Origin of the sequence: Streptomyces sp. NPDC004609 (genome assembly GCF_042873655.1) — a bacterium.
Taxonomy (GTDB): Bacteria; Actinomycetota; Actinomycetes; order Streptomycetales; family Streptomycetaceae; genus Streptomyces.
Genome location: NZ_JBIALS010000008.1, coordinates 247,687 through 262,020 on the forward strand (window position 1 = coordinate 247,687; position 14,334 = coordinate 262,020).

The window sequence follows — 14,334 nt, forward strand, 5'->3', positions numbered from 1 at the left end:
CCGGGGGCGGGTCCTGCCGTGTGGGCAGCCGGCCGGTCGTACGGAAGGCCGTACCGCGCTACGGAACGGCCGGGCTGCCGTACCGCTGCCGTACCGGACGGGCGGCAGGGGCTGCCGTGACGGACGGGAGGGCGGGATCAGATGAGGCCGAGCGCGCGGACCGCCTCGCGCTCCTCCGTCAGCTCCTGCACGGACGCGTCGATGCGGGCGCGGGAGAACTCGTTGATGTCGAGGCCCTGGACGATCTCGTACACGCCGTCCTTCGCGGTGACCGGGAAGGAGGAGATCAGGCCCTCCGGCACACCGTAGGAGCCGTCCGACGGGATGCCCATGGAGGTCCAGTCGCCGTCGGCGGTGCCGTTGACCCAGGTGTGGACGTGGTCGAGCGCGGCGTTCGCGGCGGAGGCCGCCGAAGAGGCGCCACGGGCCTCGATGATCGCGGCGCCGCGCTTGGCGACGGTGGGAATGAAGGTGTCGGCGAGCCACTTCTCGTCGTTCACGACCTCGGCGGCGTTCTTTCCGGCGATCTCCGCGTGGAAGATGTCCGGGTACTGGGTCGCCGAGTGGTTGCCCCAGATCGTCAGGCGCTTGATGTCGGAGACGGCGGCGCCGGTCTTCGCGGCGAGCTGCGAGATCGCGCGGTTGTGGTCCAGGCGGGTCATCGCGGTGAAGCGGTCGGCCGGTACGTCCGGGGCGGCGGCCTGGGCGATCAGGGCGTTGGTGTTGGCCGGGTTGCCCACGACGAGGACCTTGACGTCGTCGGCCGCGTGGTCGTTGATGGCCTTGCCCTGGGGCTTGAAGATGCCACCGTTGGCCTCCAGGAGGTCACCGCGCTCCATGCCCTTGGTACGGGGGCGGGCGCCGACGAGCAGGGCCACGTTCGTGCCGTCGAAGGCGACGTTCGGGTCGTCCGTGATGTCGATGCCGCGCAGCAGCGGGAACGCGCAGTCGTCCAGCTCCATCGCGGTGCCCTGGGCCGCGCCCAGCGCCGGGGTGATTTCGAGAAGACGCAGCTTGACCGGCACGTCCGGGCCGAGGAGGTGGCCGGACGCGATGCGGAACAGCAGCGCGTAGCCGATCTGGCCGGCCGCGCCGGTCACGGTGACGTTGACGGGAGTGCGGGTCATGGCGATCTCCGTAAGACAGCTGGCGGTGGGGGTCCCTGCCCCTGGTGGGGACGCCCCTTCGCGGTTCCTCACGAATTGCGATCACGAATCGCGGATCCCGAGTCACCATCACGAATCTTGATGTGAAGAGACATCCAGCGGTCAGGCTATCCGACCCACCCCGCCGCCATCCCCCGGCCCCTGGTTGCGCGTCTCACGGCTGGTCACCGGGCGGTTACCCGGTGGTACCGGCGCGGCCGTCCGTTCGCAGGAGGCACTCGGGGCGTCCGCACGGCGTCCGGGCGGCCTCAGAACGGCCCGCGGACGGCGTCAGGACGGGTCGCGGACGGCGTCAGGACGGGTCGCGGACGGCGTCAGGACGGGTCGCAAACAGCGTCAGGACGGCTTCCGGACGGTTTCCGGGCCGGGACGGCCACGCCCCGGAGCCCACCCGCCGGGCAGGCGTCGGCCGGTCGTCCGGTGGTCGGGCCGCGTCCGGGGCCGGGCGGCCACTACGGGGCCGTGGAGGTCGCCCCCGTCCCGGGGACCTCGGGCGTCGTCCCGTCCGGGCCCTGGAGGGCTCCCGTCCGGCGCCGGCCCGGTCCGGCTCCCCGCTGTCCCGGGCCCCGGTCCGGGCGGGCTCCCCACGGTCCCGGGCCCCGGTCCGGTCCGGCTCCCCGGGCAGTGGGGAGGCGGACCGGTGTCACCCGAGCGCTGCCGCCTTGCGCAGCAGCACCGACCGCTCGCGGACGTTGCCGCACAGCCGGGCGGCGAACTCCAGCTCGGCCCGTGCCTCGACGGTCCGGCCGAGCCGGACGAGCAGTTCGCCCCGCACGCTCGGGAGCAGATGCGACCCCGACAGGCGGCCGGAGGCGGCCAGCTCGTCCACGAGGGAGAGCGCCGCCAGCGGGCCGTTCGCCATCGCGACGGCGACGGCCCGGTTGAGCTCCACCACGGGCGAGGGAGCCACCCGGCCGAGCGCCTCGTAGAGGATCACGATCCGTTCCCAGTCGGTCTCGGCCACCGAGGGCGCCGACGTGTGGCAGGCGGCGATCGCCGCCTGCAGCCCGTACGGTCCGAGGCCGCGCCCGACAGCCGTCGCCCGGCTGAACGCGGCCAGGCCGCGCCGGATCGCCGACCGGTCCCACAGGCGCCGGTTCTGATCCTCCAGGAGTACGGCCTCGCCGTCGGGCCCGGTGCGGGCGGGAAAGCGCGCGGCCGTCAGCTCGAACAGGGCGACCTGCCCGTACACCTCCGGCTCCTCGGGCAGCAGGGCCGCCAGCATCCGGGCCAGCCGGATCGCCTCGTACGCGAGATCGGGGCGCAGCAGACGGTCGCCCGTCGTCGCCGTCGAGCCCTCCGTGAAGATCACGTAGAGCACGCTCAGGACGCCACCGAGCCGCTCGCGCCGTTCCTCGGACGGTGGCAGCTCGAACGGCACTCCCGCGGCGGCGATCGTCTTCTTCGCCCGCGTGATCCGCGCCTGGACCGTCGGCACGGGTACGAGGAACGCCCGGGCGATCTCCTCGCTCGACAGCCCACCGACCACCCGCAGCGTCAGGGCCACCCGGGCCTCGGGCGAGAGCACCGGATGGCAGGCCACGAACATCAGCGCGAGGACGTCGTCGTCGACCCGGTCGGGATCCCACGGCAGGTCCTCCGACCGGCCCCCCGGGGCCGTCTCACCTCCGGCGGAGCGGTCGGCGAGCAGGGCGTACCGCTCGTCGAGTGCCGAGCGGCGGCGGAAGCTGTCGATGGCGCGCCGCCGCGCGGTCGCGAGCAGCCAGTTCACCGGGTTCACCGGCTGGCCGTCGCGCGCCCAGGTGACCAGTGCTTCCGCCAGCGCTTCCTGCGCGACGTCCTCGGCGAGTCCGAAGTCCCCGGTGTAGCGGGCCAGCGCGCTGACGATCCGCGCGGACTCGATCCGCCACACGGCCTCGACGGCCCGCCGCGCCGACTCGGTGCTCGGCGGGCCGCCGGTGGTCGGGGGAGTCAGAGCTGGCCGGTCCGCTCGCGCCACGCCCGCTCCTTGATGACCCACTCGTTGTCCTGGGGGAACTCGTCGATGCCGGGCACACGGCGGACCTCGCACTTCGCGCCGGCCATCGCCGGGATCCGCTTGGCCCACTCCACGGCCTCCTCCTTCGAGGCGACCTCGATCACGTAGTAGCCGCCGAACAGTTCCTTGGTCTCGCCGTACGGACCGTCGGTGACCACCGGTGTCTCGCCGCTGTAGTCGACCACCACGCCCTGGGCCGAGTCCTCCAGGCCCTCGGCGGCGACGAGCACGCCGGCCCGCATCATCTCGTCGTTGAAGCGGCCCATGATGTCGAGCATCTGCTCGAAGGGGGTGTCCTGCATCTTCGCGAGGGTTTCGTCCGTGCCCCGCATGATCAGCATGTACTTCGCCATGTTCGATCTCCTTGATGTCGGATCGCTTCTCGACCCTCTCACTCCAAGGTCGAACGGGGCAGCCGCGGATCGACAGCGCCGACGGGCGAGGGCCGTTCTTTTCACCCTGCCCCGGATCCCGGGAGGGCCCGGAAGGCCGCCGCGGGGTTCGGACCGGCGGCGGGTAGCGGTCCGCGGGGCGGGATCGGGGCGCGGGTCACCCCGGAGACCCGCGCGGGCAGGGGGCTGGGCAGGGCGTACGGTCGCGTGGGATGCCCGTCGCATGCGGCGTACGGGAGGGGTCGGGCGGGTGTGCACGGCCGCCGGGCGCTCAGTTCGTCACGTCGGTGCAGGCGGTCGCCCCGGAGGTCAGCGTGGCACACGCCTTCGCGTCCGTCCCCTTCCGCGACGCGGTCATCGGTGTGTACGCGTCGCTGTCCGCGTTGACCAGCCCCTTCTGCAGGCCCTTGCCGCCGACGCTGATCCGGACGGCGTCCCCCGGGGCCGCCTTGGTGATCCGGGCCCATGCGGCCTCGCAGACCTGGCTGTAACGGACCTCCACGCGGGCCGTCCCGACCGTCGCCCGCGACACGGTCCTGGCGAGCTCCCCGCCGCAGCCCATCGCCTCCGGGTCCTGGCCCGCGCACTTCTCGCCGGTGCACTTCACACCCGGGGGGACGATGTCCGTGGGTTTGGCCGTCGGGGCGGTGGACGGTGTCTTGGCGACGTTCTGGGTCTTGTCCCCGCTCGAACCGCCCAGCTCGGTCAGGAAGACCGCCGCCCCTATGACCACCAGGGCGCCGATCACGCCCGACAGGAACATGATGATCCTGCGCCTGCCGCCCTCGGGTCCACCGCCCCCGGCCGACGGGGACGCCGGGCGGGGACGGGCCGCGCGGCGCCCGTCGCCGGACGCGGCCCCCGGCCCGCCGGACTCGCCCGCCGCGGACGGGTGCCCCTGGGCCGACTGTGGTCCGCGCGGGGCCCGGGAGCCCCGCGGGGCCCGGGATCCCTGCCCGGCCGGGAGCCCCGGTCCGTCCTGGGACGGACCGGGCGAGGTCTCGGTGCCGGGCGAGGTCCTGGGTCCGTGCGCGCCCCGGCTCCCGTGCTCCGCCGGTGCTCCCGGGGCGGGGCCGCCCGCCCGGTGCGCTCCCGGGCCGGGAGCGGGGTACGGGTACGGGCCCTGGGGCGAGGTCAGCGGGCCCGACTCCCCCAGTACGGCGTTCCACCTCGGCTTCGACGTGTCCGGGCGCCCTCCGCCGCCCCGGGCGCCGTCTCCGCCCCGGCTCTTCCCGTCTTCCGCCCGGTCCCCGCCTCCGTCACCGCCGGGCCCGTCCCCCACGGGCCCCAGGCCGGCCGCCTCCCCGGCACCGGACCGGGGTATGCGCAGTTCCTCGGTCGCCTGGTCGAGGGGCACCTCGTCATGGCTCCAGATGTGGTCCGCCAGTTCCCACAGGCTCGTGAGGCGGGCCGTGTCGGTGTCGGTCACCTCGGCGAGGGCGACGATCGCGTCCTTGGGCGCGAGGTTCCGCCCGTTGAGACAGCGCTCCCACGACGTCCGGGCGTACCCGGTGCGATCGGCGATCGCGTCCATGTCCAGCCCGCTCCGGTCCACGATGCGGCGCAGCTGCTCGGCGAGATCCCGGATCTCCGGGTCCAGCCCGTCCGGCAGTGCCTTCCAGCGTGGCATCCACTTCCCCCCTCGTCCCCCGCACATCATTCCGGCCCACGGTCCGAACGGGAGCTTTCTGAGACGGTCCCGGCGCCCCAGCCGTACACCCTCCCGATTGACGCTCCAGTCTCCCATCCGCGGTCCAACGATCACACCGTGCCGGAATGGTCACCTCCGTGCCACAGGGCACTGCCGTCCCTTGAACACGCCTCGGCCCGTCCCCGAACCTGGACAGCGAGGCGGCGCCCGTCCTCCCTCGGGGGAGGGGACGGGCGCCGCCCTGGGTCCGTCCGTCCGGCCGTCCGCATATCCCGGCCGACGCACGCCGGTCACCTGTTCCGGTCGGCCGTTCGAGCTGTTCGAGCTGTTCACGGGGCTGTTTCCGGGTCGGTTCGCCTGTTCCGACCGGTCCGTCCGGCTGCTCCCGCGGTACGTCCCGCCCGGCCGCCGGTGCCGGACCGCCGGCCGCTTCCCGCCGGCTATTCCTTGCCGCGTATGGCGAACTCGACCACGCGCTCCAGGAACGGGACCTCCAGCCACGGTTCGGGCTGCGCCATCAGGGCCAGCAGAGTGATGGCGGCCCCCAGCAAGCCGTACGTGACCATGTCGGTGAAGCGCGAACGCACGGCGAGCATGCCGACGGACGGCAGGATCCTGCGCAGCACGGCGGCGACGATCAGCGCCGCGCCGATGACGAGGGTGCCGACCCGGAACGCGTCGGCGAAGGGATCCGCGCCGACGATCACCAGCCCGAGCCCGACGAGCGCGACCACGGTGAGCAGGGGCCACTGCCGCGCGGGAGCGGGCGCGTCCCCGGGGGCCGCCCGGCCGCCGCCCTCGGGCCGGGCGGTGTCGGTCGTCATGGACGGCGGCCGGCGCGAGGTGCTCCTCACGGGACCGCCACCGGTACCGGGGCCCGCGTCGGCGCTCTCCCCGGCGGTGCCCGTGCCGTCGTCGGCAGGCGCGGCGTCCCCGGAGTCCGGGCCGCCCGCCGGGCCGCCCGTTCCGGCGGAACCCCCGGAGCCCCCGGCACTCCCGTCACCGGGACCCGGACGGCTGCCGTTGACCGAGCCGAGCGATCCCGCCGGGTCCGTCGATCCCGTCGAGCCGTGGCCCGCCGTACCGGAACCCGTCGCGGTCCCGCCCGCCGGACCGCGCCCGGAGCCCTCGGCGGCGCGCCCGGAGCCGCCGCCCGCGCGGGACGCCGATCCGTTCGCCGTCGCCCGGGCCCCCCGGCCGTTCGAGGCGGGGCCGCCGCCCGTCGCCGCGGCGCCGTTCACTCCCGTACGCCCGGAACGCCGCGCGCTCCCCGCACCGCCCGCACGTCCCTCACTCCCCGCACCCCGGCCGTCTCCGTCGGCGGACGACGGGCCCGGCGACGGGCGCCCGACCGCGTCCGGGTCGTCATTCGTGCGTACGCCCATGGGGCAAGCCTTCCTTGTTCAGCCGTGCGGGTAGCCGTGCGCCGAGCCGTGCCGTGGCGGTCCTCAGCGCGCGGCGACCGCGCGCTCCGCCGCCTCCACCACGTTCACGAGGAGCTGCGCGCGGGTCATCGGGCCGACGCCGCCCGGGTTGGGGGCCACCCAGCCCGCGACCTCGGTGACTCCGGGGTGCACATCCCCCACAATCTTGCCGTGCTCGTCCCGGCTGACGCCGACGTCGAGCACCGCCGCGCCCGGCTTCACGTCCTCCGGCTTGATCAGATGCGGCACACCGGCCGCCGCCACGATGATGTCCGCCTGCCGCAGATGCGCGGACAGATCACGCGTACCCGTGTGGCACTGCGTCACCGTCGCGTTCTCGGACCTGCGGGTCAGCACCAGCGGCATGGGACGCCCGATGGTGATACCGCGCCCGACGACGACCACGTTCGCGCCGTTGATCTCGACGTCGTGGTGGCGCAGCAGCTGGATGATGCCGTACGGGGTGCAGGGCAGCGGGCCCTCGATGCCGAGCACCAGCCGGCCGAGGCTCATCGGGTGGAGGCCGTCCGCGTCCTTGGCCGGATCCATCAGCTCCAGGATCCGGTTGGCGTCGATGCCCTTGGGCAGCGGAAGTTGGACGATGTAGCCGGTGCACTCGGGGTTGTCGTTGAGTTCCCGGACGACCGCCTCGATCTCTTCCTGGGTGGCGGTGTCGGGCAGTTCGCGCTGGATCGAGGCGATGCCGACCTGCGCGCAGTCGCGGTGCTTGCCGTTCACATACCACCGGCTGCCGGGGTCGTCGCCGACGAGCACGGTCCCGAGACCGGGCACAACTCCCTTCTCCTTGAGGGCCGCCACGCGGGCGGTCAGATCGGACTTGATCGCTGCGGCGGTGGCCTTGCCATCGAGAATCTGGGCAGTCATGCCCCCATCCTCGCGGATGACCCCGTCCCGGTTCCAATCCCCCGCCCGGCCCCCGCCCGCGCGGGACCGGTCCCGTGCCCGCCCGGCCCTGTCCCCCGCGGGCGCCGAAGGCGGCGCCCCTGCCTGCGGCGGGGCCGACCGGTCGCTCCCGTCCGGTGCGCCCCGTGCCCGGGCGGATGCCTCGGCCCGCCGCCCTGGCCGCGTCCGGAGGTTGCACTTGCACAACACCTGCGGATACCGGCTGGACAAAAAGTCAATGTCACTACCACGATGAACCGCACCATGCCGCGGCAGTGTTTTGGGGGGACAGCTCGCTGATACCGGTTTGACGTTCCTCCGCCAGGACCGCGCAGTCCCCGCACGTTCAACGGAGGAACCTCGCCATGAGCTTCGGCGATCCGAACAATCCCTATGGCCAGCAGCCCGCCGGCGGCCAGCAGCCGGGTGGTCAGCAGCCCGGATACGGCTACCCGGGCCAGCAGCAGGGCGGCCAGCCGGGCTATGGCTACCCCCAGCAGGGACAGCACGACCAGCAGCCCGCCTACGGATACCCGCAGGCCCCGCCCGTCCAGCCGTACGGTGGCGGGATCCCGCCGCAGGCGGGTTACGGGGGCGGCATGCCCCCGCTGGCGCACTGGGGGCTCCGGGCCGGCGCCTTGCTCATCGACGTGCTGATCGTCGGGGTCCCGAGCCTGCTCCTGTTGCTCATCGGCAATTTCATGAGCCCGGAAGCGGCGCTCATCCTCCTTCTCGTCCTCCTCGCGTACTCGTTCGGCGCCTTCCTCTGGCTGCGCTACCAGGAGGGCACCACCGGCCAGACCCCCGGCAAGAAGGCCGCGGGCATCCGGCTGCTGCGCGAGCGCGACGGCCAGCCGATCGGTTTCGGCATGGCCTTCGTCCGCAACCTGGCGCACGCGCTCGACAGCTTCGCCTGCTACATCGGCTATCTGTGGCCGCTGTGGGACGAGAAGAAGCAGACGTTCGCCGACAAGGTCTGCTCCACCGTCGTCGTCAAGACCAACTGACCTGCTCCGGTCAGCCACGCGGAAGGCCGCGCACCCCCGGGAGGGTGCGCGGCCTTCCGCGTACATGAGCGCCCGGCTCCCGCCGTCTACGCCCGGCTCCCGCGTACGTGAGCCGGGCTTCCGCGCGGGTGCGGGCCCGTGCCCGCGGCGAGGTGCGCACACCGTGGCACCGCCGGCGCGACGCACGCGGTGGAGAACGCTCGGCGGCACGGCGCTCGGCGGCTCAGTGGAAGAAGTGGCGCGTGCCCGTGAAGTACATGGTCACGCCGGCCTTCTTCGCGGCCTCGACCACCTGCTCGTCGCGGACCGAACCGCCGGGCTGCGCGATCGCCTTCACACCGGCCTCCATGAGGGTCTCGGCGGCGTCCGGGAACGGGAAGAACGCGTCGGAGGCGGCGTACGCGCCCCGCGCCCGCTCCTCGCCCGCCCGCGCCACCGCGAGCTTCGCGGAGTCGACGCGGTTGACCTGGCCCATGCCGACGCCGACGGACGCGCCGTCCTTCGCCAGCAGGATCGCGTTCGACTTGACGGCGCGGCAGGCCCGCCAGGCGAAGGCCAGCTCGGCCAGCTCGTCGGCGGACAGGGCCTCACCGGTCGCGAGGGTCCAGTTCGCGGGGTCGTCGCCCTCGGCCTGGAGCCGGTCCGTGGCCTGGAGCAGCGCGCCGCCCTGGATGTACGTGACCTCGACCGGGGACGCGGGAGCCTCCGCACAGCGCAGGACGCGGATGTTCTTCTTCCGGGCCAGCACCTCGACCGCGCCGTCCTCGTACGCCGGAGCGACGATCACCTCGGTGAAGATCTCCGCCACCTGCTCGGCCATCGCGACCGACACGGGACGGTTGACCGCGATCACCCCGCCGAACGCGGAGAGCGGGTCACAGGCGTGGGCCTTGCGGTGCGCCTCGGCGACATCCGCGCCGATCGCGATCCCGCAGGGGTTGGCGTGCTTGATGATCGCGACGCACGGCTCGGCGTGGTCGTGCGCGGCACGCCAGGCGGCCTCGGTGTCGGTGTAGTTGTTGTACGACATCTCCTTGCCGTGCAGCTGCTCGGCGCCGGGGAGCCCGCCGTCGCCGTTGGTGTACAGCGCGGCGCCCTGGTGCGGGTTCTCGCCGTAGCGCAGCACGTTCGAGCGCCGGTAGGTGGCGCCCAGGAAGTCCGGGAAGACGGTGTCGTCGGCGGGGGCCTGGGAGGCGAACCAGGAGGCCACGTCCACGTCGTACGCGGCGGTGTGGGCGAACGCCTCGGCCGCGAGCCGCCGGCGCGCGGACAGGTCGAACCCGCCGTCCCGTACGGCGCCCAGCACGTCGGCGTACCGCCCGGGGCTGGTGACGACCGCGACCGACGGGTGGTTCTTGGCGGCGGCGCGGACCATCGAGGGGCCGCCGATGTCGATCTGCTCGACGCACTCGTCCGGGGAGGCGCCGGAGGCGACGGTCTCACGGAAGGGGTAGAGATTGACGACCACGAGGTCGAACGGCTCGACGCCCAGCTCCGCGAGCTGCTCGCGGTGGGAGTCGAGGCGCAGGTCGGCGAGGATGCCCGCGTGGACGCGCGGGTGCAGGGTCTTGACCCGGCCGTCCAGGCACTCGGGGAAGCCGGTCAGCTCCTCGACCCTGGTGACCGGTACGCCGGTCGCGGCGATCTTCGCGGCGGTCGAGCCGGTGGAGACCAGCTGGACGCCGGCCTCGTGCAGGCCGCGGGCGAGATCTTCGAGGCCCGTCTTGTCGTACACGCTGACCAGCGCTCGCCGGATGGGCCGCCTGGCAGTCGCCTCAGCAGGCTGAGCAGTCACGGGAAAACAACCTTTCGTCCCTCGATGCGGTAGCCGTGACGGGCCAGACGCCCCACGACCTCGACGAGCAGCACACGCTCGACTTCCTTGATGCGCTCGTGCAGAGCGGCTTCGTCGTCCTGCTCCCGGACCTCGACCACGCCCTGGGCGATGATCGGTCCGGTGTCGACGCCGTCGTCGACGAAGTGGACGGTGCACCCGGTGACCTTCGCGCCGTAGGCGAGCGCGTCACGCACGCCGTGGGCGCCGGGGAAACTGGGCAGCAGGGCGGGATGCGTGTTCACGCAGCGTCCGCCGAACCGGGCGAGGAACTCCTTGCCCACGATCTTCATGAACCCGGCCGAGACGACCAGATCGGGCTCGTACGCGGCGGTCGCCTCGGTGAGCGCGCGGTCCCAGGCCTCACGGGACGCGTAGTCCTTCACCCGGCACACGAACGTCGGCAGCCCGGCGCGCTCGGCGCGCTCCAGACCGGCGATCGCCCCGCGGTCCGCCCCGACGGCGACGACCTCGGCGCCGAAGCCCGCGGGATCGTCGCCGATCGCGTCGAGCAGCGCCTGGAGATTGGTGCCGGAGCCGGAGACCAGGACCACCAGCCGGGCGGGGCGGTCCTCGCGGGCCGGGGAATCCTCGCGAGCCGGGGGGCCCGGGCGGTCCTCGCGGCCGGGTCGGGCGGAAGGGGGCGGGGAGGCCACGGCGGGTCTCTTTCTCTTTCTGTCCAGCGACGGGTTCCGCGGCTCTTCGCGTGTGCGTACGGAGCCACGGGGCCGGGGGCGGGCGTGCGGATGACTAACGTGTACGGGCTTTGTGTGGTCGTACGAACGAATCGCGCCCCTCGATACGGGGAACTCTACGAAGAAGCCGACCGTCAGCAACGATACCGGCACACAGGACGGCCCCCACGGGACGGGGGCGTGGCCGGGAGGTAGCGTCAGGGGACAGCACCCGTCCCCTGACGGGCACGACGACACGAGACCCCATGTGCGAACGGGTCTGAGGGGAAGACGTTCACCAGATGCGGGACCGACGCCACCGTACGGACCTCCTGTTGCCGCGGGAGCGCCAGTCCACCGACGACAACAACCCCTTCGCGCCGCCGCCGGAGGGCAGGCCGGACCAGCCGTGGCAGCCGCGCCGCCCGGAGGGTCCGCCGTCCGACTCCTCGGATTCGCCCGACTCCTCGGGTTCCTCGGGTGCGCCCGGGCCGGATGGTCCCGGTTCGTCCGGCGACCCGTCCGGGTCACCGGAAGGCCGCTCGGGCTGGGGCAGCCAGTGGAGCAGCCGGCAGCCCGGTCGTTCCTCGGGCGGGGGCTTCGGCGGCCGTCCCGGCGGTCAGAACACCCCGGACAACGGCCAGCAGGGCCCCGGAGGCCCGCCTTCCGGCCTCCGCTGGGACCCGACCGACCCCGCCCAGCGCCGGGCGCGGTACGCGCTGCTCGCGGGCATGTGGGCGTTCTTCTTCGCGCTGTTCGACTTCCCGGAGATCGCCCTCCTCCTCGGCGCGCTGGCGGTCTACTGGGCGATCAGCTCCCTCCGCGCCAAGCCCCGCCGCCCGGACCCGACCGCCCCGGCCCAGCCCGCCTCCGCGACCCCTTCCGCCAGTCGCTCCCAGCGCACCTCGGCGGTGACCGGCCTGGTCATGGCGACGATCGCCCTGCTGATCGTCGCCTCGGCCTTCACCGCGCAACTGGTCTACCGCGACTTCTACACCTGCGAACGGGACGCCCTCACCAAGGCGGGCCAACTCTCCTGCAACGACAAACTCCCCGAACCTCTCCGCGGCCTCTTCGGCGTCAAGCAATAACCCCTGGAATCCGCCGGCCCCGGCCCCATCGGCGCGCGGGGCCACCAAGCCGTCCCCACCGACGTCTGCGGCGCGGGCCACCACCCCGGCGCCATCGGCGACCGGGGCACGGAGCCACCAATTCAGCCCCGCCGGCGACCGGGGCACAGGGCCACCACACCAGCCTCGCCGGCGATTGAGGCGCGGGGGCTCGGGGCCAGCACCCCCGACAAGAACCCGCACCCACGGACAGCCGCACGCACAGGGCCCCGCTGGCAATCGAGGCACAGGGCCACACAAAACAGCCCCGCCGGCGATTGAGGCGCGGGGGCTCGGGGCCAGCACCCCCGACAAGACCCCGCACCCACGGACAGCCGCACGCACAGGGCCCCGCCAGGACCACCCCGTCACGTACCGCCGGACGCCGAATCCGCGGACCCGCCCCCAGGGCTCTCGGGCCAGGGACTGGGAGGCGCGGCCCAGGGCTTCCCGCCCCCGGGCACGGCATCCGCCTCGGCCCCGGACCGGGGCCCGGGCGGAGAATCAGACCCGGGCTCGGACCCGGCCCGGGGCTCGGGCTTCCCACCGGACCCCCGCCCGGCCAAGGGCCCCGCGTCCTTCCGCTCCACCCACGCCCCCAGCGGCACATAGTCGTATGGCTCGGACGCCGCATCCAGCGCGTCCAATGCGTCCAGCGCATCGAACGCGTCCGTGCGCGCCCCCCCGTCGGCCACCGTCACCGACGCCGGACCGGCGACCCGTGCAGGGGCCGCCCCGGAACCCGTGGCCGAGGTCGCCGCAGGAGCCGGCGACGGCACCGGGCCCGGCTCCGCATCCACCCCCCGCACCCGCCACACCGGCACCGGCCACAGCCGCACCGGCCACACCCTCGCCCGCCACGCCCGTACCCCCAGCGCCCCCGGCACCCCGATCACCGCCGCCCAGACGAACGCCGCCGCCCCCGTCAGCCACCACACCGGGCCGAACTCCGCGAGCCGGTGCGTCCCCAGCGGACCGCCCGAGACCGCCGCCATCAGGGCCGTCAGCCCTCCGCAGCAGGCCGCGCCCAGCAGCGCCGTGAGCGCGGTCTCCCGCACGCCTCGGGCGCTCTCCCCCCGTACGGGTGCCGCCCTCGCCGCCGTGAACCAGGCGATCACGCCCGCCGCGACCACCGGCAGAGCCAAGGACGCCCAGTTCAGCGGGGTGCCCGGCCCCTGCGGGGGAATCGCCGCGACCAGCGGGAAGGGCGGCATCGCGGGGTCCCCGAGGACCCCGGCGGGCGTCGCGGTCGCGGCCGTACCGAGCGCGAAGCCCGGCCCGAGGCCGTACGCCGCACCCCACACCGCCGCGTTCGGCACCAGCGCGATCCCCAGCAGCAGGACCGCGAGCCGCCCCGACCACACATCGGAGAGGTGCAGAAAGGAGTCCTGGGTGGCGTCCGCGTGCCACACCAGGGAGGACGCGACGAGGAGCGCTCCGCCTCCGAGGAGGACGAGCGCCCCGGCCGCCCCGGCCCGCAGCGCCACGGCCACCCGGGTGCGGGCCAGCCGTACCCGTACCGCCTCGGGCAGCCACTGCGGCAGCGGACCGGTGGGACGGCCGCTCGCCGTCCACACCCCGGCCGCCGCCGCGAGCACGGTCACCAGTGGCACATGCAGCACCGCGCTCAGCGGGTCCACGGCGAACGGCCCGCCCGCCGCGTAGCCGATCGTGACCCCCGCCACCAGCAGATATCCGGCGCTCACCGCGCACAGCGCACCCCAGGGCGACGGCCGTGGCCGCGTCCCCGCCGTGTCCGGCAGCAGCCCGTCCCGCGCGGCCCGGTGCGTCAGCCACGCGGGCACGAGGACGAGGAGCAGCGGGACGACCCCGACCGGCGCGGGCCCGCCGTACAGGGTGTCCGTGCGGACGAGTTCGGTGCCGTGCGCCAGCAGCCACAGCGCGGCGGCGACGTGCAGCGCCCCGTCGGGACCGCTGTCCGGGTACGGGGAGCTGATCCACATCGCCATCACCAGGACGGTCAGCGCGCCGAGCCCGAGCCCCGCCGCGGTCGCCCCGCGGACGAGACACGCGGCCAGCGCCACTCGGCTGCCACCCTGCACCAGAACCGGGGCGGGTGCGTACGAGCTGCCGTGATCGGTCGTCTGAGTCACGCGGCCATGCTCCCAACGACACGCGCTTTAACCGCGTAACAGGCGAACAGCCGTTGTGTCG

Annotated in this window: 11 protein-coding genes; 2 read left to right on the plus strand and 9 right to left on the minus strand. The window is 74.0% G+C overall.

The annotated features are described in order from the left end of the window. Positions 1-137: 137 nt before the first annotated feature. The 6 genes from ACFYT4_RS11480 to ACFYT4_RS11505 all read right to left on the minus strand — a co-directional run bounded on the left by ACFYT4_RS11480 (position 138) and on the right by ACFYT4_RS11505 (position 7,517). Entirely contained in the window at positions 138-1,127 is a 990-nt protein-coding gene (locus tag ACFYT4_RS11480) for a malate dehydrogenase (protein WP_389267333.1), read from the minus strand. 682 nt (positions 1,128-1,809) lie between these two features. Then, on the minus strand, positions 1,810-3,126 hold the full coding sequence (locus tag ACFYT4_RS11485; protein WP_389267334.1) for an RNA polymerase sigma factor: 1,317 nt from the start codon (positions 3,124-3,126) through the stop codon (positions 1,810-1,812). Then, positions 3,099-3,518 (minus strand): YciI family protein, encoded by a 420-nt coding sequence (locus tag ACFYT4_RS11490; RefSeq protein ID WP_389267335.1) that lies wholly within the window; start codon positions 3,516-3,518, stop codon positions 3,099-3,101. The genes ACFYT4_RS11485 and ACFYT4_RS11490 overlap by 28 nt, the downstream gene beginning before the upstream one ends. A 310-nt stretch (positions 3,519-3,828) precedes the next feature. Next, a complete protein-coding gene (locus ACFYT4_RS11495) occupies positions 3,829-5,187 on the minus strand; it encodes a DUF2690 domain-containing protein (RefSeq protein ID WP_389267336.1) in 1,359 nt (452 codons plus the stop codon). Positions 5,188-5,648: 461 nt separating this feature from the next. Then, positions 5,649-6,593, minus strand: coding sequence for a DUF3017 domain-containing protein (locus ACFYT4_RS11500; RefSeq protein ID WP_389267337.1), 945 nt, complete (start codon positions 6,591-6,593; stop codon positions 5,649-5,651). A 63-nt stretch (positions 6,594-6,656) separates the two neighbouring features. After that, positions 6,657-7,517 carry a bifunctional methylenetetrahydrofolate dehydrogenase/methenyltetrahydrofolate cyclohydrolase gene (locus ACFYT4_RS11505; RefSeq protein WP_389267338.1) on the minus strand — a complete coding sequence of 287 codons (861 nt, stop codon included), beginning with the start codon at positions 7,515-7,517 and terminating at the stop codon, positions 6,657-6,659. A 383-nt stretch (positions 7,518-7,900) separates the two neighbouring features. Here ACFYT4_RS11505 and ACFYT4_RS11510 point away from each other — a divergent pair, with 383 nt between their 5' ends. Then, positions 7,901-8,542 carry an RDD family protein gene (locus ACFYT4_RS11510; protein ID WP_389267339.1) on the plus strand — a complete coding sequence of 214 codons (642 nt, stop codon included), beginning with the start codon at positions 7,901-7,903 and terminating at the stop codon, positions 8,540-8,542. Positions 8,543-8,765: 223 nt separating this feature from the next. On the opposite strand, the gene purH is transcribed toward ACFYT4_RS11510, so the two are convergent. After that, entirely contained in the window at positions 8,766-10,337 is a 1,572-nt protein-coding gene (gene purH / locus ACFYT4_RS11515; RefSeq protein ID WP_389267340.1) for a bifunctional phosphoribosylaminoimidazolecarboxamide formyltransferase/IMP cyclohydrolase, read from the minus strand. Further along, positions 10,334-10,933, minus strand: a complete 600-nt coding sequence (gene purN, locus ACFYT4_RS11520) for a phosphoribosylglycinamide formyltransferase (protein WP_389267374.1) — start codon at positions 10,931-10,933, stop codon at positions 10,334-10,336. Before purN ends, purH begins: the two co-directional genes overlap by 4 nt. Before the next feature lie 419 nt (positions 10,934-11,352). On the opposite strand from purN, the gene ACFYT4_RS11525 reads away from it, so the two are divergent. Continuing rightward, entirely contained in the window at positions 11,353-12,141 is a 789-nt protein-coding gene (locus ACFYT4_RS11525) for a hypothetical protein (protein WP_389267341.1), read from the plus strand. Positions 12,142-12,527: 386 nt separating this feature from the next. Here the strand turns inward: ACFYT4_RS11525 and ACFYT4_RS11530 are convergent, their stop codons facing one another. Then, a complete protein-coding gene (locus tag ACFYT4_RS11530) occupies positions 12,528-14,273 on the minus strand; it encodes a DUF6350 family protein (RefSeq protein WP_389267342.1) in 1,746 nt (581 codons plus the stop codon). Positions 14,274-14,334 lie beyond the last annotated feature (61 nt).